General features: G+C 62.9%; 19 protein-coding genes. 12 read left to right on the forward strand and 7 right to left on the reverse strand.

What is annotated here, in order from left to right; genetic code table 11:
• The first annotated feature begins 2 nt into the window (after positions 1–2).
• From JQ629_RS20110 to JQ629_RS20130, 5 genes are all read left to right on the forward strand, one after another.
• Positions 3–1,016, forward strand: a complete 1,014-nt coding sequence (locus tag JQ629_RS20110) for an ABC transporter ATP-binding protein (RefSeq protein ID WP_212414140.1) — start codon at positions 3–5, stop codon at positions 1,014–1,016.
• Positions 1,013–2,047, forward strand: a complete 1,035-nt coding sequence (locus JQ629_RS20115) for an ABC transporter ATP-binding protein (RefSeq protein ID WP_249135165.1) — start codon at positions 1,013–1,015, stop codon at positions 2,045–2,047. Before JQ629_RS20110 ends, JQ629_RS20115 begins: the two co-directional genes overlap by 4 nt.
• 55 nt (positions 2,048–2,102) lie before the next feature.
• The gene (locus JQ629_RS20120; RefSeq protein ID WP_212414141.1) at positions 2,103–3,599 is read left to right on the forward strand and encodes an ABC transporter substrate-binding protein; all 1,497 of its coding nucleotides are present in this window, start codon (positions 2,103–2,105) and stop codon (positions 3,597–3,599) included.
• Between the two features lie 98 nt (positions 3,600–3,697).
• A complete protein-coding gene (locus JQ629_RS20125) occupies positions 3,698–3,904 on the forward strand; it encodes a hypothetical protein (RefSeq protein WP_212414142.1) in 207 nt (68 codons plus the stop codon).
• A gap of 165 nt (positions 3,905–4,069) precedes the next feature.
• A complete protein-coding gene (locus tag JQ629_RS20130) occupies positions 4,070–4,555 on the forward strand; it encodes an Lrp/AsnC family transcriptional regulator (RefSeq protein WP_212414143.1) in 486 nt (161 codons plus the stop codon).
• Between the two features lie 3 nt (positions 4,556–4,558).
• Here JQ629_RS20130 and JQ629_RS20135 read toward each other — a convergent pair whose 3' ends face one another.
• Positions 4,559–5,245: a GntR family transcriptional regulator gene (locus tag JQ629_RS20135; RefSeq protein ID WP_212414144.1), complete on the reverse strand. Its 687-nt coding sequence runs from the start codon at positions 5,243–5,245 to the stop codon at positions 4,559–4,561.
• A 141-nt stretch (positions 5,246–5,386) separates the two neighbouring features.
• On the opposite strand from JQ629_RS20135, the gene JQ629_RS20140 reads away from it, so the two are divergent.
• Positions 5,387–6,784 carry a sulfatase family protein gene (locus tag JQ629_RS20140; protein WP_212414145.1) on the forward strand — a complete coding sequence of 466 codons (1,398 nt, stop codon included), beginning with the start codon at positions 5,387–5,389 and terminating at the stop codon, positions 6,782–6,784.
• Between the two features lie 219 nt (positions 6,785–7,003).
• Here the strand turns inward: JQ629_RS20140 and JQ629_RS20145 are convergent, their stop codons facing one another.
• The gene (locus JQ629_RS20145) at positions 7,004–7,162 is read right to left on the reverse strand and encodes a hypothetical protein (protein ID WP_212414146.1); all 159 of its coding nucleotides are present in this window, start codon (positions 7,160–7,162) and stop codon (positions 7,004–7,006) included.
• Positions 7,163–7,668: 506 nt separating this feature from the next.
• Here JQ629_RS20145 and JQ629_RS20150 point away from each other — a divergent pair.
• The 3 genes from JQ629_RS20150 (at position 7,669) to JQ629_RS20160 (ending at position 11,244) form a co-directional block, all read left to right on the forward strand.
• Positions 7,669–8,316 carry a FecR family protein gene (locus JQ629_RS20150; RefSeq protein WP_212263860.1) on the forward strand — a complete coding sequence of 216 codons (648 nt, stop codon included), beginning with the start codon at positions 7,669–7,671 and terminating at the stop codon, positions 8,314–8,316.
• 122 nt (positions 8,317–8,438) lie between these two features.
• Positions 8,439–9,137 (forward strand): Crp/Fnr family transcriptional regulator, encoded by a 699-nt coding sequence (locus JQ629_RS20155; protein ID WP_212263861.1) that lies wholly within the window; start codon positions 8,439–8,441, stop codon positions 9,135–9,137.
• A complete protein-coding gene (locus JQ629_RS20160) occupies positions 9,130–11,244 on the forward strand; it encodes a CHASE2 domain-containing protein (RefSeq protein WP_212414147.1) in 2,115 nt (704 codons plus the stop codon). Before JQ629_RS20155 ends, JQ629_RS20160 begins: the two co-directional genes overlap by 8 nt.
• Before the next feature lie 13 nt (positions 11,245–11,257).
• On the opposite strand, the gene JQ629_RS20165 is transcribed toward JQ629_RS20160, so the two are convergent.
• From JQ629_RS20165 to JQ629_RS20185, 5 genes are all read right to left on the reverse strand, one after another.
• A complete protein-coding gene (locus JQ629_RS20165; RefSeq protein ID WP_212414148.1) occupies positions 11,258–13,111 on the reverse strand; it encodes a patatin-like phospholipase family protein in 1,854 nt (617 codons plus the stop codon).
• A gap of 237 nt (positions 13,112–13,348) precedes the next feature.
• Complete coding sequence (locus JQ629_RS20170; RefSeq protein WP_211998660.1) at positions 13,349–13,525, reverse strand: hypothetical protein; 177 nt, start codon at positions 13,523–13,525, stop codon at positions 13,349–13,351.
• 132 nt (positions 13,526–13,657) lie between these two features.
• A complete protein-coding gene (locus JQ629_RS20175) occupies positions 13,658–16,564 on the reverse strand; it encodes an NHLP bacteriocin export ABC transporter permease/ATPase subunit (protein ID WP_249135166.1) in 2,907 nt (968 codons plus the stop codon).
• A complete protein-coding gene (locus JQ629_RS20180; RefSeq protein ID WP_212414149.1) occupies positions 16,561–18,789 on the reverse strand; it encodes an NHLP family bacteriocin export ABC transporter peptidase/permease/ATPase subunit in 2,229 nt (742 codons plus the stop codon). The genes JQ629_RS20175 and JQ629_RS20180 overlap by 4 nt, the downstream gene beginning before the upstream one ends.
• Entirely contained in the window at positions 18,782–20,050 is a 1,269-nt protein-coding gene (locus JQ629_RS20185) for an NHLP bacteriocin system secretion protein (protein ID WP_212034809.1), read from the reverse strand. The genes JQ629_RS20180 and JQ629_RS20185 overlap by 8 nt, the downstream gene beginning before the upstream one ends.
• A gap of 255 nt (positions 20,051–20,305) precedes the next feature.
• Here JQ629_RS20185 and JQ629_RS20190 point away from each other — a divergent pair, with 255 nt between their 5' ends.
• The 3 genes from JQ629_RS20190 to tcuA all read left to right on the forward strand — a co-directional run bounded on the left by JQ629_RS20190 (position 20,306) and on the right by tcuA (position 23,874).
• The gene (locus JQ629_RS20190; protein WP_249135167.1) at positions 20,306–20,890 is read left to right on the forward strand and encodes a hypothetical protein; all 585 of its coding nucleotides are present in this window, start codon (positions 20,306–20,308) and stop codon (positions 20,888–20,890) included.
• 691 nt (positions 20,891–21,581) lie between these two features.
• Positions 21,582–22,304: a GntR family transcriptional regulator gene (locus tag JQ629_RS20195; RefSeq protein ID WP_212414150.1), complete on the forward strand. Its 723-nt coding sequence runs from the start codon at positions 21,582–21,584 to the stop codon at positions 22,302–22,304.
• 85 nt (positions 22,305–22,389) lie between these two features.
• Positions 22,390–23,874 (forward strand): FAD-dependent tricarballylate dehydrogenase TcuA, encoded by a 1,485-nt coding sequence (gene tcuA / locus JQ629_RS20200; protein WP_212414151.1) that lies wholly within the window; start codon positions 22,390–22,392, stop codon positions 23,872–23,874.

Here is a 23,874-nt window from a genome sequence, read left to right on the forward strand (position 1 = left end):
ACATGACCGGGTCCGACAACGCGCCTTTGATCGAAGTCAGCGACCTCGGCGTGCGGCTCAACACCAGCCGCGGCCCCGCACAGGCCGTTCGCGGCGTCAGTTTCTCGCTGAGGCGGGGCGAGACCCTGGGTCTCGTCGGCGAATCCGGATGCGGCAAATCCGTCACCGCGCTGGCGCTGATGGGCCTCTTGCCCGACAGCGCCGTCATCAGCGGCAGCATCCGCCTCGACGGGAGCGAATTGGTGGGCCTGCCGGATGCGAATTACTGCAAGCTGCGCGGCAATCGCATCAGCATGATTTTCCAGGAGCCGATGACCGCGCTCAATCCGATGCACACGATCGGCCGCCAGGTGGCCGAGCCATTGCGGCGCCACACCAATTGTTCGGCGGGAGAGGCGCGCAAGCAGGCCATCGCCTTGCTCGATCGTGTCGGGCTTCCCGATGCGGCGAAGCGCGTCGATGCCTATCCGCACCAGTTCTCCGGAGGGCAGCGGCAGCGCGTTACCATTGCCATGGCGCTGGCCTGCCAGCCCGACGTGCTGGTCGCCGATGAACCGACTACGGCCCTCGACGTCACCATCCAGGGACAGATCCTCGACCTGATCGCGGACATCGTTGCCGAGCGCGGCATGTCGATGATTCTGATCTCGCACGATCTCGGCGTCATCGCCGAGAATGTGCAGCGCATGATGGTGATGTATGGCGGCACCGTCGTCGAAAGCGGCGCGACGGATGCGGTGTTCACGCGCATGGGACATCCCTATACGCAAGGTCTGTTTCGCGCGCGCCCGCGCCTTGGTGCGCGCAAGGGCACCAGGCTGAAGACCATCGCCGGCACCGTGCCCGAGCTTGCCGATCTGCCCTCCGGTTGCACTTTCGCCGACCGCTGCGCAATCGTCGAGGATCGTTGCCGCGTGGCGCCGCCGGCCGCGGTGGACGTCGGCGCCGGCCACGGCGTGCGTTGTCTCAGGACGGATGTTTCGATGGCCGAAGCGGTCGGAGTTTTGGGCGCATGACCATGCTGGACCAGGTGTCATCGTCCGCCGAACTGCCGCTGCTCGATGTGAAGGATCTGGCGCAGCGCTACACCTTGCCGCGCGAAAGCATGTTCAAGCCGGCCGGACAGGTGCATGCGCTCAACGGCGTCACGGCAAAGGTGACGGCGGGCCGAAGCCTCGGTGTGGTCGGCGAGTCCGGATCAGGCAAGTCGACCTTCGCAAGGCTGGTGATGGCACTGGAGCGGCCGTCGTCGGGTTCGGTGTCGCTCATGGGCCGCGACCTGAACCGGCTGCCTGCTGACGAGTTACGCCGCGCCCGGCGTGATTTTCAGATGGTGTTTCAGGATCCGTACGGCTCGCTGGACCCGCGACAGACCATTGCGCGCATCGTCGCGGAGCCCTTGACCGCGCTCGGACGCATGGATCGCGCCACGCTGCGTCAGCGCGTTGCCGACGTGCTGCGGCAGGTTGGGCTGCGCGAGGCCGACATGGACAAGTTCCCGCACGAATTCTCCGGCGGCCAGCGCCAGCGCATCGCGATCGCTCGCGCGCTGATCACCCAGCCAAAACTGATCGTCGCCGACGAGCCGGTCAGCGCCCTCGACGTCTCCGTGCAGGCGCAGGTGCTCAATCTCCTGCAAGACCTGCAGGATCAGTTCGGGTTGAGCTATGTCCTGATCAGCCACGATCTGGCGGTGGTGGATTATCTCTGCGACGAAATCGCGGTGATGTATCTCGGTCGGATCGTCGAGCAGGGGAGCCCTGAGGATCTGTTCGCGCATTGCGCCCATCCCTATACGCGGGCGTTGCTTGAGGCGGTGCCGCGCGCCCGGGCCGGCGGCGTGCGCCGGCGTCGCGGTGCGCAAGTGATCGCTTCGCATTCGGTGGGTGCAAGGGGATGTCCCTACGCGTCACGCTGTTCGCTGGCAGACCAGCACTGTCGCGAGGTCGCGCCAAAGCTGCGCAAGGTGGGTCCGGCGCAATCAGCCGCCTGCCACCGCGCCGAGACGGTCATGGCATTGCCTCCGGTAGCGTCGGAGGAGAGTTAGCCTTTTATGCGGGACTGGCTTAGTCTGGTCGCGCGATATGTCAGGGGAGCAAGCGATGTTGAGGAAGTTAGCCATTTTTGCAGTTGTGGCCGCGTTCGCCGCCGCGCCGCTGCCGAGCCTGGCGCAGGGCAAGAAGGACAGCGTCGTCATGGGCATGACGCTGGAGCCGCCGGGGCTCGATCCCACCAACGCAGCCGCTGCCGCCATTGCCGAGGTCACGCTCTATAACCTCTACGAGACGCTGACCAAGATCAACGAGGACGGTTCGGTATCGCCCTTGCTCGCCGAGAGTTGGAAGGCGTCGGAAGACCTGAAGACCTATACGTTCAAGCTCCGCAAGGGCGTCAAATTTCACAACGGCGAGCCGTTCGATTCCGCTGCGGTAAAGTTCTCCTATGATCGCAACGCGGCGCCGACCAGCACCAACAAGGACAAGAGCCTGTACCAGGCGTTTGAGTCGGTCACCGCGCCCGACGCGGAGACGGTCGTGGTCGTGCTCAAATATTCCGAACCGAACCTGCCGTTCCTGATCGGTCAGGCCGGCGGCTCGATCGTCGAGCCCAAGAGCGCGCCGACCAATGCGACGCAGCCGGTCGGCACCGGACCCTATACGCTCGGCGCCTGGGCCAAGGGCTCGTCGATCACCCTGAACAAATGGCCGGATTATCGCAACGCCGCCGCGATCAAGCTTTCCAAGGTGACCATCCGCTTCATCGGCGATCCCGCCGCGCAGGTAGCGGCGTTGCTGTCGGGCGACATCGACGTGTTTCCGCGCGGCGCGGTGGCGCGCAGCGTGGCGCAGTTCAAGAGCGATCCGCGCTTCAATGTCCTGATTGGCGGCTCCAGGGCCAAGACCATCGTCGGCATCAACGAACGGAAGAAGCCGCTCGACGATGTACGCGTCCGCCGCGCCATTCTCGCGGCCATCGATCGCAAGGCGATGATCGACGGCGCCGTCGATGGCTTTGGCACGCCGATCGGCAGCTTTTATACGCCAGGATCGCTCGGCTATGTCGACACGACAGGCATTAATCCATACGACCCGGAAAAGGCCAAGAAGCTGCTGGCAGAAGCGGGCGTCAAGACGCCACTGGAGCTCAGCCTCAAGCTGCCGCCACCATCGTATGCGCGCAACGGCGGGGAAATCCTCGCGGCCCAGCTCGCCAAAGTGGGCATAACAGCCAAGATCGAGAACGTCGAATGGGCGCAGTGGCTGTCACAGGTGTTTGCCGGCAACGGCCCGCACAATTTCGATCTCACCATCGTCTCGCATGTCGAGCCGTTCGATCTCGTGAAGATAACCGAGCCTGACTATTATCTTGGCTACAACAACGAGGCTTTCAACGCGCTCTACCAGCAGATCAAGGCGACACCGGCCGAGGCCGAGCGCGCCAAATTGCTTGGCGACGCGCAGCGCATGCTGGCGACCGACGCGGTTGCCGGCTTCCTGTTCCAGCCGCAATGGATCACCATTGCGAGCAAGAAGCTGAAAGGCGTGTGGAAGGAAGTCCCGCAATTCGAGAACGACTTCTCCGCCTGGTCCTGGGAATAGCCGCCTCGCGAGGGGCAGTTAACGGACCTGTCGGAAGCTGTTGCGACGACCATTGCGCGCCCGATCGGGTGAGATCATGGGGCGGCCGCTAGTATCGCGTGCTGACGTCCGCCTCTCACCTCGATCGCGGCAACGCCGATGATCGCGCCGACGCGGCGGGCGAGCCTTTCGACGGCCTGGCGGTCACGGACGTCGATGGAAGCCTGTATTTTGTATTCGCCGGCTTCCTCGCGGGCATCGACGGCTGCCAGCCGAAGGTCGGCGACGCGCACCTGGTCGAGAAGGCGACCGAGCGCGGCATGTAGATCGCTTGCGTGCAGCTCCAGAATGAACACGGTGTCCCCATTCAAATTTGGAGAAGTTGTATCCGTGTTTCCCGAGAAGAGGCTTCCTTTCGTATGGCAATTTGGCAAGTTAGCGATATAATTATCCTCTGAAATTAACGAATACCCAGAATTGAGTTCTCGGTTATGAAGGCGACGCAGCGGAAGGACTCTCTGCGACTTGACGAGACTGACCGGCGCATCCTGCGGGCGATGCAGGCCGATGCACGGCTCACGACGGCGGAGCTGGCCAACAAGGTCGGGCTATCCACGACGCCGTGCTGGAACAGACTCAAGCGACTGGAGAAGCAGGGTTACATCGACGGCTATGTTGCGCTCCTCAACCAGGAGAAGCTCGGTCTGCCGGAAACAGTGATCATCGAAATCACGCTCGACCGTCACGATGAGGAGGTGCTGGAGCGGTTCGGAGAATTGCTCGCTGGTTTGCCCGAAGTGATCGAGGCCTATCTCACCACAGGAGATTACGACTATCTGGTCAAGGTCGCCGTCGAGAGTACGGCCGGCTACGAACGCTTCCTGCGTGAAAAGCTCTATCGCATTCCGGGTATCCGCCACAGCCGATCGTCGTTCGCGCTGCGGTGCCTGAAGAAGCTGACCTCGATTCAGGTCTGACCTTCAGCTGTGCGGCTCGCGATCGCCTTCGCCCCAGACATGCCGCGAACGTTCGAGGTGGCGGCGCATCACCGCAACGGCGCCGGCCTCATCCTGTTTCGACAGCGCGTCGAGCAGTTGGAAATGCTCGCTGGCCGACTGCGCGATATGCTCCCGGGTCGAACCATTCTTGAAGCCGTGAAGCCGAACGCGATCACGTAGCGTCTCGACCAGGTCGGCGAGGGGCTTGTTGCCGAGTGTGGCGATGAGCCCAATGTGGAATTGGCGATCGGTCTCCAGGAACTCAATGAGATTGCCATCATCGGCGGCGCGTTTCGTGGCTTCGGCAAGATGGCGCAGTTGCTCGGTCTGCGCGGGCGTGAGGCGAGCCCGCGCGATCTCGGCGACAACAGGCACTTCCAGCAGCAGGCGGATCGCGAAGATATCGTTGAGTTCGCCGGGCGACAGCGAGACCACGCGGAAGCCGCGATTTCGTACGGGTTCGAGCAGGCCTTCGCGCGCGAGATCGAGCAGAGCTTCGCGTACGGGTGTCGCCGAGACGCCGAGATCGATCGCAAGACGCGGGACGGAATAGAGCTGATCGGGCTGCATCTGTCCCGTGATGATCAGCCCGCGGATCACCTGCCTCGCTTGCTCCCGCAGGCTGGGTCCGGAAACCAGGCTCGATGCACCGATTTGTCGAAGATCCATGGCTTTTACTAGCCGAAACCCCCGGATGAGTAAATGTAACGTGTGACATACTACCGTTGACGCCTTCCAAGTGATATGTGATATATTACTATAAAAGGAAGGCAGAAAAAGGGGAGGTTTGCCGTGGTGGAGCGCATTTTGATGATCGTATCCGACACTGTCCGCTGGGACATGCTCGGCTACAACGGGGGCCACGTCCGAACTCCCAATCTCGATCGGCTCGCTGCGCGATCGATGGTCTTCGATCGTTATTATGCGTCGAGCTTTCCGACGGTGCCTGCGCGCTACGACTATCTCACCGGCAAACCCGCCTTTGCCGGAGTCGGCTGGGGTGCGCTGCCGCGCGCGGATCGCTCGATTGCAACCTCATTGACCGAAGCGGGTTACACGACGCTCGGCGTGGTGGACACGCCGTTCTACCAGGTCAACGGCTATTCATATGATCGCGGCTTCAACTTCTTCTACGACATGAAATCCCAGCTCTTGGGAACGCCGCATTACAGCTCCTACACCGCACCCAACAAGACCAAGCGCCAGGGCGAAGGCAAGCTTCCGCAATGGCCGATCACCGGCAAGGTGAAGCCCGATCCGCGCACCGGCGAGATGGATTGCCCGGCGCCGCTCACCATGGTGCAGGCAGCCAAGTGCCTGGAGGAAATCTACCAGGATAAATTCTTTGCGCTGGTCGACACCTGGGATCCGCACGAACCGTGGGACCCGCCGGCCTACTACGTCAGACACTATCTTCCTGACTATGACGGCGAACGCGTGCACCCGCCCTATGGCGACTGCAAGAAGCACGGCATGACGGATCGCGACATCGCGGTGGCGCGCGCGCTTTATAGCGGCGAGCTCGAACTGGTCGATCGCTGGATCGGGCATCTGCTCGACCAACTTGTCTATCTCGGCATCGAGGACTCCACCGCCATCATCTTCGTCTCGGACCACGGCTTCCTGCTGGGAGAGCACGGGCTGATGGGCAAGATGGTCCGCAGGGCGCCCGGCGAAGCGACGTGGATGCGTTCGCCGCTCTATGAGGAGATCGCCAGGGTGCCGCTGTTGATCCATGTGCCGGGCGCAAAGCCCGGACGAACCAACAAGCTGACCTGCGCGCTCGACCTCGCTCCCACGATCTGCGACATGGCCGGCCTGCCGCGCCAGGCGGAGATGCAGGGGCTCTCGCTGCTTCCCGCCGTCCACGGCCAGCCCTTCGAAGGGCGCGATCACGTGCTGACGGCTCTGCCGCTCGCCAATCCCGGCGAGACGGTCGAAGTGGTCGACGACCTGATGCGGACGGTGGTCGAATGGCAACCTGTCACCATCACGACGGAACAATGGTCGCTGCTCTATGCGACACCGAGCGAACCGGTCGAACTCTACGATTTGAACGCCGATCCGAAGCAAACGACCAACGTGGCGGCAAAGCATCCCGATGTCATCCGTTCTCTGCTGGAGTTGTATGCGGAGGACCTGCGCCGTGCTGGAGTCGCCAAGAAGTACAGCGATCCGCGCCTTGCCGGTTTGCTCGAACGCGCATGACGGTTCGCGCTATCGCTCGGAAGGGCTCGACGCCCAAGCTGCCGAGGCGGCATCGTCGAGATCGCTGAGGTGCCGCGGAAGGCGTCGCTGAAAGCGTCCGTCAAACAGCGCAAAGGATGGGACAGCGAATTGCTGTCCCATTCTCTTTTGCCTGCATCAAGCGAACCATCAACCTGCAAGAATACGGTGATGATGACGGCCGTATCCTCGGCTGGCTAATCAGTCGACCCTCACCATCAGGGTGCGGCCGTTGACGTAGCCGATGGCATAGGTGCGGCCGTTCATCGTTTTATAGTGAAACTTGCGGTGACCGCCGACGACGGCATTGGGTTCGTTGTCGCCGAGTTGGCTGTGGGTGTTGCTGGGCCGGGTGATCATGACTTCTCCATTTCGTCCGACCGGCAGCGGTTATCGCTGCCCTCACGTCGGCGGTACAGAATAGGGGACGGCGCTTTACCCCGCTGTTCCCTGGGGAACAGCTCAAGGCAGCGAGCATTCGAGTGTTTGCGTGCCCGATAACATATTGGAAATAAGGAACTATATAGGAGTGAAGTGAGCTGGCGGGGCTGGCAATTGTTAAGCCCTCGAGAGCCTTGGGGGCTGTTCGGCGTCTCTCTCCCGCATGCGGGTGACATAGATTCAGACTTGAGGAAGCCGGCGCTGCAATTTGTCGCAGCGATTTGTCGCGGCAGCATCCAAACGCGCTCGATGCGGGCTCGAGAACATCGGTCGCGGCCGCGTGTCATCCATTTGGTTTACGATTGCTCCTGAGCTGATCGGCAGTTCGGTAGTGAGATCACACTGGAAGCCTGCCATTGTGGCTTCCGGTTGCCTGGACTTGGCTGCTCCGCTAGCATCAATCCCGCAATAGAGCGGATTGTACGATGCGTTTCATGCTTCAGGGATCGCGGCGATACTTCGGGCATCCGTTCGATCGACGAGAGGTCTTGGGCTTCGTCGGCACGCTGCTTGCGTCAGCAGCCCTCAGTTCGCCAGTGCGCGCCGCCGATCCTGCCGGCCGCGTCGAAGAGGTGAAGGGCGAGGCGTTTGTCGATGCGAGCAGCCAGCAGCGGCCTTTGCAGAAAGCATCCTCGCTTTTTGTCGGTGATCGCGTCGGGACGGGGCCATCCTCCCGGCTGACGATGTTGATGGGCGAGGACACGACGATCAAGCTCGGCGAAAAGGCGCAACTGGTCATTGACCAGTTTCTTTCGACGACCGGAGGCGAAATCTCGCTGCAGTCTGGTCCGATGCTTTTTGACCGGCCGAGTGGGAGCCGGCCCGTCCCAATGAAGATCAGGAGTTCCTACGGACTCATAGCCGTCCGCGGCACGAAATTCTTTGCCGGGCCGAGCAATGGCGTTTTTGGCGTGTTTGTCGACCACGGCACGGTCACTGTTTCCGGAGGTGGGAGCGAGGTCGTGCTTCAGGCGGGAGAGGGGACAAACCTGGCCACTCCGGGTTCGAAACCCTCCGCGGCCACCAAGTGGGGCACGGAGCGGATTCGCGGCGCTTTGGACAGCGTTAGTTAGCTTCTCTGATCAATTCGCACGGCATGCAGGAAAACTTCACGATGGAGATCCTGAAGACGCGGTGAGATTTTCCGGTCTGACGTCAAATCATTGCAAACCGAGGCCTTTCATTCAGGCGACAAATGTCCAGCAAAGATACTCTCGTTTCTCTTCTGTCGAAAACCGAACTCTTCAAGGGTCTGGCTGTCGAGGATCTCGAGGCCTGTATTCCGTCCTTTCGCGAAGCCAAATTCAAAAAGGGACAGGCGCTGTTTACGCGCGGCGAGCGCGCGACGGGCCTTTACCTCGTCGCGGAAGGACGTGTGCGACTGGCGATCGCCACCGAGGATGGTCGCGAATTGAGCTTTCGGCATGCGACAGCGGGCGAATTGCTCGGTGAAATTGCGGCGCTTGATGGCGGCACAAGGAGCGCCGATGCTACCGCCCTCACGGCGGTGACGACCTATCGGCTCGACAAGGAGGATTTTCGCAAGCTTTGGACCGCGCGGCCGGTGCTGTCCGAGCGGCTGATATCGTTTCTCTGCAGCCGGCTGCGGGACACCAGCGGACAACTTGAGTCGATCGCGCTTCATCCGATGCATGTTCGGCTGGCGCGCTTTTTCCTGGTCGCGATTGGCGACCGCAAGCCGGTGCCGGGAAAGCGGCTGCCGCTTGATCTCGGCATGTCACAGGGCGAACTCGCCTTGCTGCTCGGCGCCAGTCGTCCCAAGATCAACGAGGCGCTGGGCAAGCTGGAGGAAGTCGGCGCTATTGGCCGCACGCTAGACCGAATCTTCTGCGATCCGCTCAAGCTCGCCGAAGTTGACGGGTCTCATGCTTAGCCGGCTGGGCAAGACTCATTCAGGCCTGATTGCCGGACTTCTAGCGCTCGCGCTGTTCCTCGCCGCCCTATTGTTGATGCCGAGGGAATGGCGGAACGTATCTCGTGAAAGGGCATTCGACGTGGTGCTTGCAGCCGACCGGCAGATCCGCCGATCGAAGCCGCAAGAGACAGCAAGCGCTGTTCCGGTCGTCGTTGTCGATATCGACCGGCGCACGCTCGACGATTTGGGGCCGTGGCCGTGGCCGCGCGAGACGATGGCGCGCCTCATCGAAGCGGTGGCCAGTGGCAAGCCGGCCGTCGTTGGAATCGATGTCCTCTTTACACAGGTGGATACCCGCTCTCCAGCGGCGCTGGCGCGACAGCTCGGCTCTCTCACCGGTAATCAGGATATCAGCGCGCTCGCTGGCGGTCTTCTCGACGGCGACAAGCATCTCGCCGCGGCGATGAAGAGCGTTCCGGTGGCGCTCGGATTTGTTCTCGATGCCGACAAGGCCGACGCCGTCCCAGGGGTGCCGGTTCTCGCACGCCACCCGGTCGTGCTGGATGGCCTCTGGCGCATGAGCGGCGGCCTTGGGCCGGTGTCGCCGCTGGTCGACGCGGCGAAAGGGCTTGGCGCGCTTTCGTTGCCCGGAGACGCAGATGGCAGGATCAGGCGCGTGCCGCTCCTCGTCGGCGCCGGCGAAGCGACGCGACCGGGCCTGGCGCTGGAAGCGATCCGGCTGTTTGAGCGCTCGCCGGCCTATTCCGTCGATGCCAACCCGCAGCGGATCATCGTCGGCGATCTCGAAGTGCCACTGCCCGCCGACGGCCTGTTGCGATTGGCCGGCGCCGATATCCGCAAACGCGAGGCGCGCACGATCTCCGCGGCTGACGTCGTCAACAACAACGCTGTGCAACGCGCGCGGCTTGCCGGCGCTATTGTATTGATCGGCGGGTCGGCGCCGGAGCTTGGCGGATTGCGCGAAACGGCAACGGATCCGCTTGTCCCATCGGTCGAGATTCAGGCCGATGCCATCCAGCAGATTTACGCGCGCCGGGCGCCGCAAGCCGTCCCGTTAGGTTTTGCTTTGACCCTGATCATGGGATTGATAGCCGTGGTCGCGGCGTCCGCTTTGTCGCCGGTGTTGGGTGCCTTCGTCGGCCTGACCGCTTTGGCGGCTCTCTGGTCGGGGGCGATCCTCGCGTCTCTGGTCGGGGATCGGCTGATCGATCCCATGATGCCGTCCATAGGAGGCCTGTTCGTCTTCATGACATCCTCCGTGAGCTCTTACGCGCTGGTGGCCCGTCGTGAAGCTCGTATCCGGAGCCGCTTCGAGCAACATCTGGCGCCGGCGGTTGTGAAGCGGATCGCCGAGAATCCGGGCCTCCTGAAGTTGAGCGGCGAGAAGCGCGAGATCACCGCGCTGTGGACCGACATCGAGGACTTTACCGCGATGACGCATCGCGCAGGACCCGAACAGCTTGTCGCCGTGCTCGACGAATATATTGAAGGGATGGCGGCCATTGTGATGAAGCATGGCGGGATGGTCGACAAGATCGTCGGCGACTCCGTGCACGCGTTCTTCAACGCGCCGCTCGATCTCAGGGATCACCCGCAACGCGCGCTCGACTGCGCCGAGGAGATCCGGATATGGGCGAAGGAATTCCAGTCACGGAACGAACCGTCCCACATCGGCTTTGGCCGCACGCGTATCGGTATCGAAACCGGTGAAGCCATTGTCGGCGATATCGGGATCAAGTCAAAGCTCGACTACACTGCCCACGGCGATTCCATCAACTCGGCGGCGCGCCTGGAGGCGCTCAACAAGCGCTATGGATCGACCATCTGTGTCGGCCCATTCGCGGCCGCGCGCTGCACGACAACCCTGTTCAGGCCGCTCGGTGTCGCGTCACTGCGCGGCCTTGACGTGCCCGTCGAGGTTTTTGAACCCTGGCCGCCGGAGGCCTCGGCGGATTGGCGCGAACGATACATTGCGGCATATCGGTTGATCGAAGGCGATAAGGCTGGCGCGGCGCAGTTGTTTGAGGGCTTGGCCGCGGAGTGTCCCGGCGACCCCGTTCCGCGCCTGCTGGCCGCGGAGTTGCGGGCTGTGCTGTCGACGTAGACAGATGCGGCACTCACAGCCTGGTCGGCGCACCGCTTCCAAGAATGGCGGCAATAGCGGAATTGCCCTCCGCTTCGAGCGCTGTGATGCGCTCCCGCGCCCAGAGATAGGCTGAGTCGAAAATCTCGGTGTGGCGTTCGAATTCGGTTACGCCTACTCCGGCCGGAATCGGTGGCCGCATGACGTGATCGAGCGGTGCGGCCGGGATTGTATCATAGCGCTGATGGGCGACGAGGCTCCGCCACAGCACGTTGACCGCGTTGGGCGCCGCCGGAAGCAGCTTCTTGCGGAACGGCACGAGCATCGCGGCAGCCAGTTCCAGCCGGCCGGGCAGCGCCGCGTAGTCGACGTCAAACGTCTCGACCTCGGGTTCGCCGAAATGCACGACCAGATTGGGGCCGCTCTTGAGTTGATGCATCGGGTCCAGCGGGACGTTATCGATCAGGCATCCGTCGACCAGCATCGCACCGTCCTTGGTGTAGAAGGGCGGCAACAGCCCGGGTATGGCGCTCGATGCGCGCACCGCCTCCCAGAGCAACCCCGACTGGATCAGTTCGAGGCAGTGCGTCGAAAGGTTGGTTGCGACCGCCGCGAAAGGCCGCCAGCAATCCTCGATCCTGCACTCCGCCCCGTATTGTTCGGCGAGCGCGCGATCGAACGCCTTGTGATCCAGCAGCGCGTATCGCGGCCAGGTCGGGCGGCGGAAGCTGCGGCTCTTCACGAAGATCTCGTGGGCGCCGCGTTCGAGACGGTCAGCCTCGAAGTTCTTGGCGAATCCGGCGGCCATGGCGGAGCCGACGCTGGTGCCGGCAAAGATGTCGAACGTCACGCCGAGTTCGCGAAATGCCTTGTAGATGCCGGCATGGGCGAATCCGAAGCTTCCGCCCCCCGCGGCCACGAATCCGATCGCACGCCCGGACAGAAAACGGATCAGGCTGTCGATGTCGAGCTGATCCTCGAGCGCGACGTGGTGGTGCATGAAGCAGGGCAGGCGCGCGAGCCACGCCGTGGTGCCGCTGACTTCGCCGCTGCGCCGGTCATGGATGCGCACGATCCGCCGGGCCGACACCGGATGCACCTGGCAGGCGAAGGTTTCGATTTCGGTCAGGCCTTCCGCAGGCGCATCTCCGCGACATGCCAGCACCACCATGTCCGCCTGCCGGATCGCCTTCCGCGTCCAGGCCGGCACCTCACCGCTGCCGAGATAGATCACGAGCGGCGAAACCTGTTCGAGCTTGTTGAGCCAGTCGGTGACTTCGGGGGCATCCAGTGCCCGGCCGGGAAACATCGAGCTGACGCGGGCTGGGTCGACGATCTGGGCGTTGGTCCCGCCGAGGCTCTCGCGCATGCGTCGATAAAAGGCGGCTGGAATCGGCTCATAGCCACCATCGATCAGCGCCACCGTGCGCGCCATCGGCGAGGTGCGCGTCGTTGGAATCTGTTCCGTTCGCTTCGCAAACCGAAGCGCGAGCGCTGCAAGCAGCGCCTCGGCAATCGCCGGCGTGTTCTCCGCGAGGCTTTGGTAGGCGGCGCGCGTCAGCACGAGCACGCTGGTGTCGCGGATGGCGATCACATTGGCGGTACGGGCAAGGTTGGCGAAGAACCCGATCTCACCGACCAGTTCTCCGGCGCGCAGTTCGGCGATCGGGAGGGAGTCGCCGGTTCGGCGTACCGCGAGGGCGCCGTGCAACACAATGTAGAGCGAGTCGGCAGGGTCGCCCTGCGCCACCAGCATTTCGCCGCGGACGAGGTCTTGCCGGACCATGGCATCAAAGGTCTTGAATCGCTGCTCCGGCGAGAGCGCCTTGAACAACGCGAGGTCCTCCGACAGCCTTCCCCACGCAAATACCGGACCTGGCTTACTCATCGGCGCCTTCCACTGCGAGGCTGTGATGCTATCGCCGAAGGGGCTGGACTGCGAGCGATATCAAGGTCCGCGTCGCTTGCTGCGGCAACTGTCGATGGCTGGGCGTGGCTCCGGACAGGCGGTAAAGGCCGATCGTTGCTGCGCAGCAAAACGCGATGCGGCACTGCAACGACCGTTCAGAACAAAAGAGACCGCCTGTGGAGGCGGTCTCTTCCGTACTGTCAACGCCTTCAGCGTTTAGAAGGGGAAGATGTTGCGGATGAGGTTACGGAGCCAGCCGAGGCCGTCGCCCCCGCCGGTGCCGTTGCCGCCGCCGCCGCCGGTGCCGCCACCGGTGCCGCTGCCGTGCCCGCCGGCAGGTTTGCCGCCGCTAACGATGGAAAGCGCTTCGTCGTTGAGAAGGTCGTGGTTCATGGTCGTCTCCTGTTTTGTAGCGAAGGGATGATCCGCTTCGTCTATGGTCAGGAGATTAGGATCCGCGCGCGGCCTCGCGCAGTGACTGGCGTCACGCTGCGAAACGACGTTCCCGCCGGGTGATTCATATCACTAAAGCAACTGGCGCTTGGCGAATGAAGCAAACATTCCCGGCGTGTTGCTGAGCTCGTCATAGCTTCCGGTCTGCACCACCTTGCCATCGACCAGCACGATAATGCGATCCGCCTGGCGGACCGTGGAGAGCCGGTGCGCAATGACGATCCGCGTCACATTGAGGTTGCCGAGCGAGTTGCTGACGATCGCCTGCGACTGATTGTCGAGCGCGCTTGTCGCCTCGTCAAACAGCAGAACACGCGGCCGGCGCGCGACCGCGCGGGCGATCATGATGCGCTGCCGTTGGCCGCCGGACAGCGTATTGACGCCTTCGGCGACCACGGTGTTCATGCCCATCGGCATCGCCTTGATGTCGTCCTCCAGACCGGCGAGCCGCGCCGCCTCCCAGGCCTGGTCGAGCGGCAGCTGGACGCCACCGCAAATATTGTCGTAGAGGCTGCCGGTTGCCAGCTTGCCGTTCTGCAGCACGACGCCGAGCTGACGGCGCACCGCGCTGATGTCGAGCGTGTCGATGGCCTTGCCATCGAGGAATACCGTGCCGGATTCCGGCTTCTCGAACCCCAGCAGCAGCCGGAACAGCGAGGACTTGCCGCTGCCTGACGGACCGACGATGGCGACGTATTCGCCTTGTGCGATTCGCAACGATACATTCTCGAGCACCGGCGGGCCACTTTGCGTATAGCGGAAGGTCACGCGCGACAGCTCGATCGTTCCGGACAGTTCGCCGGGAGATTTCCGCTCATCCGACAGTTCGGCTGCCCCCGAAATCAGGGGCCGAAGGCGGGTGATGCGGGGGATGGCGATCAGGGATTCGCTGATGCCGGACGCCCAGGCGCCGATCGACGCCATCGACTGCCCGAACGCGGAAAAAAACGCCAGGAAGCCGCCGACATCCAGCAGCAGCTTGCTCTTCAGATAGGTCGCCGCCGCGAAGATGATGAGGGTGGCGATCAGCGGATACGCCGTCTCGAAAACGCCAAGGGCATTGGAGGCCTTCTGCGACGAAATGAAATTGCGCTTCTGCCCGGCGAATTGCTTTGACCATACGGCGAGCGCACGCGCGGTCGCGTCGGCGACGCGCAGCTTTCCGATGCCGGCGATCAGTTGCAGCACGAAGCCGTCGATCTTGCCCTGCTGGGTAAAATACTTGTTTTCGTAATAGAGGCGCAGCGCGCTGGTGGCGATGATCAGCAGCGCCCGGATCAGCGTCAGCAATAGCGCGATCAACCCCAGCTTGACATCATAGTAGAGCATCAGGCCGATGCTGAACCAGGCGAACACGCCCATCAGCATGCTGCGCAGCGCACGCCCGGTGAAGACCCGGCGCGCCGCGTCGATGCCCATCGAGCGGTCGACGAAATCGCCGACAGTGTATTCGCGAAACAGCGACGTCGGCAGCCTGAGTACCCGATCGATCACCGCGGCCTGCAACCGCCAATCCATCAGGCCTTCCACTCTCAGCATCGCGAGCCCCTCCATCGTCTGGATACTGGCGATGGCGATGGCCGTGACGGCGAGGGCGAGGGCGCAAAACGTGAGTTGATCGAGTTCGCTGCGGGGGATCACCGAATTGATGAGGACGTTGGTGATCAGCGGCGTCACCAGCGACAACAACCCGATCGCGACGATCGCAATCGCGATGCGAAGGAAGCTGCCGGTGGAGTGCCGGAACGAGAAGGTCAGCAGATCCCGGAACCGAAGTGGGCGGGCCGGAAGCGCCGGATAGAACGATACCGCCTCCGGCGCCAGTTCCATTGCGACCGAGCGATCGACCGGCCGCTGCGTTCCCGTTGTTGTGTCGAGCATGACATAGCGGCGGTTTCCGCGGCGAACGAGCGCGACCGGATTGCGTGCCTCGCCGTGCCATGCGACCAGCGGCCCCGCGTCCTCGGTCCACCACTCGCCCCGCAACAGGGTCCGGCGCACCCGCAGCCGTGCCGCGCGCGCAATCTCGACAGCGCCATTGAACCCGCCCTGGGCCAGTACGGAGCGGGCAGGGACGGAGAATGGCATCCGGATCGCTTCCACCACGATCCGGCAGGCGTTGAACAGGGGGTCCGCCGAGTCCGTCGCCATCTCGGTGTGGGTGGAGCGCTGCACGACGACGTCGGAAAGGCGCTCAAAGGATTCCGCTGTCTGCGTTGTGATCAATTCGGTGCGAAGCACGAGACGCCGTGCCTCCCGCTCGACGTCGCGGGCCAGATATTCCCTGATGCAGCTGGCCACGCTGAGATGGAACTGGTCGATGGCGCGCCACAATTGGTCGGCGTCCGGCATCGTTTCACTGCCGAGCGTGCTGCAGCCCGATTGACCCGCCTCGATCCACATGCCCGACGTCAGCGGCAGCGGCGGTCCATCAGCGGCGCTCGACGGTTCAAGCCCCATCGGCTTTGCCGTCCCGGCTTGCAGGGAGACCCAGACAATGCTGCGCGCCGGACCACGGCGTCGTTCGCCCGCCGGGATTTCGGCCGCGCCATCGCTCGCGACTTCGAGCATGTCCCAGCTCGGGTTGGGTCCGGCGATCAGCCGCGCAAGCCGCCTGATCCAGGTGGTGACCGGGTCGAGGGACTGAACGTCCATGCGCGGCACAAGCAGGGCTTCGGTGCCGGGGCTTCCGACCGCGAGCACTTGAATTTGCGGATCCGACCGGTTGAAGCCTTCCTGCAGATCGAGAATGATCTCGCCACTCTCGGCTCGAAACAGATGGTGCCGGGCGCCGTCGGTGCTGCCTTCGACAAGCCGGACCGCGAAGACATCGACATGCCCCGCGGTGATCTGGAGCGCGTAGCCGCGGTGATCAAGCAGCTTTGGATGCCGTCCATCGAATGCGATGTGGCCCGCCGGATGAGCGGTCCCTTCCTGATTGGCCATCGCGTGGGCCTGCTGGAGGAGAGATTCACTCATTCCTGCGCCACTAGTCTTGCGTACGTGCCCTGAAGGCCCATCAGTTGTTCGTGGGTGCCCCGCTCGACGATCTTGCCCTGCTGCAGCACAATGATCTCGTCGCAGTCACGGATGGTGCTGAGGCGGTGCGCGATGATGATGCAGGTGCAGCCGCGCCGCCGCAGATTGTCATCGATGATCTTTTCGGTGATCGGATCGAGCGCGCCGGTGGCCTCATCGAGTACCAGGATGGAGGGGTTGGAAACCAGCGCCCGGGCGATCTCGATCCGCTGACGCTGGCCGCCGCTGAAATTGGTGCCGCCCTCGTTGATATAGCAGTCGTAGTTTCCCGTTCGCGTCGCGATGTCTTCGTGGATGACGGCATCCTTCAATGCCTGCGAAAGGTCGGCCTCGGTGATGGTCGAGTCCCACAGCGTGAGGTTTTCGCGTGCCGTCCCCTCGAACAGGAAGATGTCCTGGTCGACATAGGTGATCGAGTTCGCAAATACCTGCGGCGGAATCTCCGGCAAATTCCATCCGTCGACGCGAACCTCGCCAGCCCAAGGTTTGTAGAGACCGCAAATCAGCTTTCCGAGGGTCGATTTTCCACTGCCGGAAGCGCCGACAAGGGCTACCCGCGAACCCGGATGGATATCGATCGAGATGTTGTCCAGTAGCGGCGGCTCCAGGATCGAGTAGCCGAACTTGATATTGCTGAGCTCGACCCGGCCTGTCAGTTTTGGCGGAAAGCGCTCGGGCGCGATCGTTGGCTTGTCCGACTTTCCGAGCGGATAATTGTAGACGTCTTCGAGGCGCTCCAGCCCGCCCTTGATGGTCTGCACGTTGCCGAAATAATTGACGAGTTCGGTCACCGGTTCGGAGAAGCTTGCCATCAGCGACTGGAAGGCGACGAGGCCTCCGAGGGTCAGCGATCCCTCGATGACGCGCAGGCCGCCAACGCCGAGAATCGCGGCCACCGTCAGTCCCGTGAACAGCGTCGGCAGCATATCGAGATAGATCGACGAGGCGCCGAGTTCCTGCTCGGCGTTCAAGGCCTTGGCCTGGATGCCGGCCCATTGGCCGAACGCCTCGTCCTCCAGTCCGCTGGCCTTGAGGGTTTCGATGCTGCGCACCGCGCTGACGGTGGAGCCGACGAGCTTGCCTTGCTCCAGCGCGAGACTGCGGCTGAGGTCTTCGCGACGCCCTCCGATGAACTTCAACGCCAGCACATTCGCCAGCGTCATGCTCACGCCAATGATGGCCAGCGGGAGATCGTAGATGGCCATCGCGGCGGCGAAGAAGATGATCGACGTCAGATTGAGCGCATTCGATGCGACGCCGCTCGAGAGCAGGCGGCCGATCTGCTCGTTCGCGCCCACGCGGTTGGAGATATCGCCGGCGTGACGCTGGGTGAAGAACTCGACCGGCAGCGCCATGACATGCCAGAGAAAGCGGCTCACCATCACGACCGAAAGCTTGGTCTGCAGCCGCAGCAGCAGCGATTGGCGCACCAGCGTCAGCAGCGCGCGGATGATCGCGGTCAAGGCCATGCCGATCAGCAGTGGAATGAACCAGCTGCTGGTGCGCTGGATCAGGATGTTGTCGATGAATATCTTTGAAAAGCCGGCAGCGACGATGGCGGGCACCACCAGCGCCAGGCTTACGAGCACCAGCAGGCCGACGGGGGTCTTCGAGGAGCGCAATTCGCGCAGCAGCAATCGCAACCCTTGCGGCTTGCTGCCCGACCGCTGGAATTCAGCCGTCGGCTCCATGGTGAGCGCAACGCCGGTGAAGGCGAGATCTAGCTCGGCCATGTCGGTGCGCCGGCGTCCGGTCGCGGGATCATTGATGTAAACGTCGTTGCCGTCGATCCCCTCGAGCACCACGAAATGATTGAAATTCCAATGGATGATGCAGGGCATCGGCAGTTCGTGCAGCGTCGTCGGCTCCTTGCGAAAACCCTTGGCATCGAAGCCAAAGGTGCGCGCCGCCCGGACGATGTTGCTTGCCTTGCTGCCGTCGCGCGAGACACCGCACGAAACGCGAAGCTGCTCCAGTGGAATCCACGCGCCGTGGTGCGCGAGCACCATCGCCAGCGCCGCCGCGCCGCACTCGACGGCTTCCATCTGAAGGATGGTCGGCGTCTTCTTGACGTTCCTGCGCCAAAACAGCCTTCGGAACCGGTGCCAGAGGGAAGGCGGCCGGAACTGCGGCGGAAGCGGTTGCTGCGGCGGGGCGCTATCCATCAATTCCGGTCAACCGCCTGATGAGGGGCACCACCAGGTCGAGCGGGCGTTGCCGCCGTGTGGTGATTTCCGCGCGCGTCAGCGTTCCGCTGGAGAGGCGGATCGGCGGCCCCTGTCCAACCGCCCAGCGGTATCCGCTGACGGTTTCGGGGTCCTGCTCCAGGCTGACCGTTGCGGCGTAGGCGGCTCCTTCCTTTGAAAACCGGGTAACCAGATTGTCGTTGTGGAGGACGGCTGCCATGCCCTGCGGCGTCATCGGGAAGTCCGAGATCGTCACCACGGTGCCGACCATGGTCCCGAATTCCTCGCGCTTTACCGTGCTTGGCTCGATGCGGACCGGCATCCCGAGCTTGACGTTCTTGCCGCGCTCGGCGGGAATATAGATCAGGGCTTCCAGCTTCTGGCCTTCGCTTTCGATCGCGACGACGGGTGCGCCGACCGCAAGCACGGCGCCCGCCGAGACCTTGATTTCGAGCACGCGACCATCCACCGGGCTGATGATCTGGGTGTTCTGGGTCAGCAGTCCCGCCGCGGATTCCATCTGCCGGCGGGCGTCATTGAGGGCAAACTCGGATGTCTGGCTCTCGCGTTCGCGCTGGGTTTCCAGATCGGTCTGAGTCGTCCGGATCTTCAGGATTTCATTGAACGTGTCTTCTTTTCGCTGTTGGGCGTCGTTGAGATCCCGGCGACGCTCCTCAAGCGTGCGCCGCGTCGTCAATCCCTTCGCCATCAGATCCTCGAGGGTTTTGACGTCGTTCGACAGATAGTCGATGCGCTGCGTGGTCGCCTTGATGACCTGGTTGAACGCGGCTTCGAGCTTCGCAAAGTTCTGTGCCTTTGACGCGAGCTCGCGCTTGGTTTTGTCGATCAGGTCAGCGTGCTGGCGTTCCTTCTCGCGGAAAACTTCGACGGCAGCCTGGTGGCGTTGCTGGATGTCGGTCTGAACGATCTCTGCGATCGGTTGCCCCTGGGTGACGCGGTCACCGACCATGACGCTGATGGTTGCCAGCCGGCCGGAGGCGGCAGAAGACGCCTCGACGACGCGGCCGCCACCGCTGATCAGAATGCCCTGGCCTTCAGCACGGGTAGGGACGCGGCCCACAATGCCCCATGTGACGGCTGCGATAAGGGCGATGCAAATGGCAAATACCAGCATCCAGTCAAACGGTCTGGTAATGCGGACGAGATGATCAAGCTGTTCGGGCGAAGCGGCGCGCTGCAGCGCGACGGCGCGAAATGTCCGCTGCGAGAGATCGGTCATTTTCCCGGGTCCGTAACCAAACCGGGGACGGCCTCCCCAGCCGCGAGCAGTCGCTGATTTTTCTCATCACGCACAGCTCTATTCCTCTCGGGGCAGATAATACACAAAAGCCGATGCAGAACAACCAAACGGGCCTGCCCACTCACGCCGGAACGCGCGTTCGTCGTGCAAAAATGACGCAGGCCAGGTTCGGTCCGCCCTAGCAGCGCACGCAATCGCGAACTATGCTTGGCGACCAGGTCCGAGGCTGATCCAATGGGCGTAACCGCCGTCTGGAAAATGATGGGCAGAGTGGTGGGGGGCGGCAAGAAACCCGCTTGCGCGGCCAATGGTCGGTCCATAACCCGCCTGCGTCGCGGATGGGTGCGGCCGCTCGCCCTCGGCGTCACGATGCTCGTGCTGGCGCCGAACGTGTCCAGCAGCGGCGTCCTCAGCGAAAGCGATTTCAAAAAGGTCGAAGCCATAAAGCCGCTATTCCAGAACTTGATGGGTGATCTCGTTCAGACCGCCAAGCGACCCGATATTTCCACTGGCGACGCCGATTGCATTACGTCGACAATCCGGGAACTGCTTCAGATTTCCGAGGAGCTTTCGAGTTACGAATATCTCATCACGATCGAAAAGGAGATCACCGACTTCGGCGAAAACAGCCCGGTGAAGGGCGTCGTCAAATTCGCGATCGAAAAGACGAATACGATCCTTGCCGAGGAGCGGAGACGATTGGTTCAATTGTCGGACCGCTGTTCGCGCTTCCCGCTGGCCTTCGGTAAAACGCAGCAGGCGCTGCAGTTCATCGATACGACAACCAATCTTCTCAATTCCATTCAGGTACGCCTGTGAGTGAGTGGCGTTCATTGCCTGTCCCCTTATTCTGTGATTGCCAGAATAGGTTTGCGCGTTAGCTTCACCGTGACGGACGTCACAAAGCGCCGACACGGCTTAAGGCGCTGCGCTGCTACTGCGTGAGACGTCCGCGCTTTGCCGCCAGCGAGCAGAACGCGCAGCCGCCGGGAGCGGGCGTGGTTCGGCGGATTCCACATCAGCTCGAATCCAGCACGTGCATCGCCACGCCGTTGACGCGCGTAGCGTTGGCAACGCCGGTGCTGAATCCCTGGCCGGTGCCCGCCGCCGGGCCGCATGGAGCTTCGATTTGGTTAGCGCCGCCATCGGGGCGGGGACCGCGCTGTCCGGCGCCAGCCGTCGCAACGGCAAGACCGCCGAGCCGCAACAATATCGGCACCGATCCAGCGAGACAGGTTCATCCGCCGGCCATGCCGGCAACAGGCCCGGGGAATGGCGCGTCAGCGACACCCGTTATGTCGGCCCGCCCGGGGGTGCGGACTTGGCGGCCCGTGCGGGCCAACGCCCAAAATACTGCGCTCCGCGGGGCGAGCCCCTGGCTGAACCGTTGGCATTTCACCCCTAAGATTCTCTTTGCATATCTTTGTATACATAGTTATACGTAGCGGAAAGCTCCGATCTGGCTTTCTGGGAGGCCGCGATTTCCAACACTGCTGAGGACGACACGCTTGTGATCTTTCCGGGCTCCGCGTCATCGCGGGCGGCCGGCGGGCTCGCCGAGCATGCCTATCGGGCCATCCGCAATGCGATCCAGGAAGGCCAACTCGAAGCCGGCCAACGTGTTCTCGAACTGGAGTTGTGCGCCTGGCTCAAGGTCAGCCGCACACCCATTCGCGAGGCGATGCGCCGCCTGCAATCCGACGGCATGCTGGTCCATGCGCCGGGCGGCGGGCTGTCGGTCGCGCAACACGACCTTCGGGCGGTGGCCGAACTCTACGATGTGCGCGAGCGGCTTGAAGGTACTGCCGCGGCACTGGCTGCACGCTTTGCCGACGCGACCGAAATCCACATGCTGCAGGCGATGCTGGATTCGCATCGTCAATTGCCTGATGACCCGAAAGTCCACGCCCGGGAAAACACTCTCTTCCACGAGCAGATCTACCGCGCCGCTCACAACCGGTTCCTGATCAAGAGTCTGCAGGACCTGCATGACTCTGTCGTACTGCTGGGCCGCACCACCTTCGCGGCACCCGGCCGTATCACGGAAGCGCTGGGAGAGCACCAGGCGATCGCGAATGCCATCGCGCGGCGCGACGAGGCTGCCGCCGAAGAGCTGGCCCGCCGTCACGTCCGCCGCGGCTACGAACTGCGCCTCAGCGCGATGGCCGAGACCGCCCGCGCCGGATCGCAACATCGGATCGATAGCCGGAAAGAAACGCCCGACAAAAGATAATTCCGAACAAGAGGCGGCAAAGGCACGCGCCGCAATCGCCGCCTCGCTGCGATCCACACCAGGTCAATCCCACAGGAGTTGAGTAATGAACAAGTATGACGTCATCGTCGTTGGTGCGGGCAACGCCGCTCTGGCTGCCGCGGTGTCCGCCAAGGAGAATGGTGCCGAGCGCGTCGTTGTGATCGAGAAGGCGCCGCGGGAAATGCGCGGCGGCAACACGCATTGGAGCGGCGGCGTGCTGCGCTTTGCGTTTGACGATCCCCGTGAGATCGGTGAATTGCTGCCTGACGTCGAGGATGAATACGAGAACTTCTATGACGGCGTATCGCCGTACTCGAAGGAGGATTTTCACGGCGACCTGATGCGCGTCACCAGCGGACGCACCGATCCGGTGTTGTCGAAGCTGCTCGTCCACAACTCGTTCGACACCGTGAAATGGATGAAGAAGGTCGGGGGCATCAAGATGGAGCCGGCGATCACGCTTTCCGCGGTCAAGAAGGACAACGTCATGGTGTGGGCGCGCGGCCTGGTCGTGCGCGCCGAACACGAAGGCGTTGGCCTGTCGCGGAGCTGGTTCTCGACCGCCGAGCGGCTCGGCATCGAAATTCGCTATGGAACTGCGGCGACCGAGCTGCTGGTAGGCGACGATGGCAGGATCAACGGCGTCAAGGTGCGTGATGACGACGGCGTCTCGGTCCTGAATGCCAGGTCGGTGATCCTGGGCTGCGGTGGATTCGAAGCCAACGTACAGATGCGCACCCAGCATATCGGTCCGCTGGTCGGTGCGGCGAAGGTGCGGGGCACGCCGCACAACCAGGGCGACGGTTTGCGGATGGCGATGAACATCGGCGCCATGCCGTGGGGACAGTGGAGCGGCTGCCACGCCACGCCGATCAGCGCGGATTGGGGCGAGTTTGCACCACGCGAACTCACAGATCGCAGCAACCGGCTAAGCTATGTCTATGGCGTCATGCTGAACCGCAAGGGACGGCGCTTCGTCGATGAAGGCGAAGACGGTGCGCTCTTTACCTATGCCAAGTTCGGGCGCGCGATCCTGGCCGAACCCGGCGCCAAGGCCTGGCAGATCTTCGACTCCAGAGTCGTTCACCTGCTGGAGCCGCGCTACCAGACCAGCAAGCCGATCACTGCCAACACGCTGGAAGATCTCATTGAAAAACTCGACTTCGACGACAGGGATCAGGCGCTGAAGACGCTCGACGAATATAATTCGTGCGCCCGCGATATGGACGACGGCTTCGATCCGACCAAGAAGGATGGTCTTTCCAGCAAGGGGCTGGCGCTGGAGAAAACCAACTGGGCGCTTCGAATCGCAAAACCGCCGTTCTACGCCTACAGCGCCACCGGCGGCATCACCTTCACCTTCGGCGGACTGAAGGTGAATGAGACGGCGCAGGTGATCGGCACCGACTGGCGGCCGATCAAGGGCCTGTTCTGCTGCGGCGAAATGGTCGGCGGCCTGTTCTACGACAATTATCCGGCGGGCACCGGTCTGGTGTCGGGCGCGACGTTCGGGCGGATTGCAGGACGCAGCGCGGCAGCGGCGGACTGA

Origin of the sequence: Bradyrhizobium sp. AUGA SZCCT0222 (genome assembly GCF_018130205.1) — a bacterium.
Classification (GTDB): Bacteria; Pseudomonadota; Alphaproteobacteria; order Rhizobiales; family Xanthobacteraceae; genus Bradyrhizobium.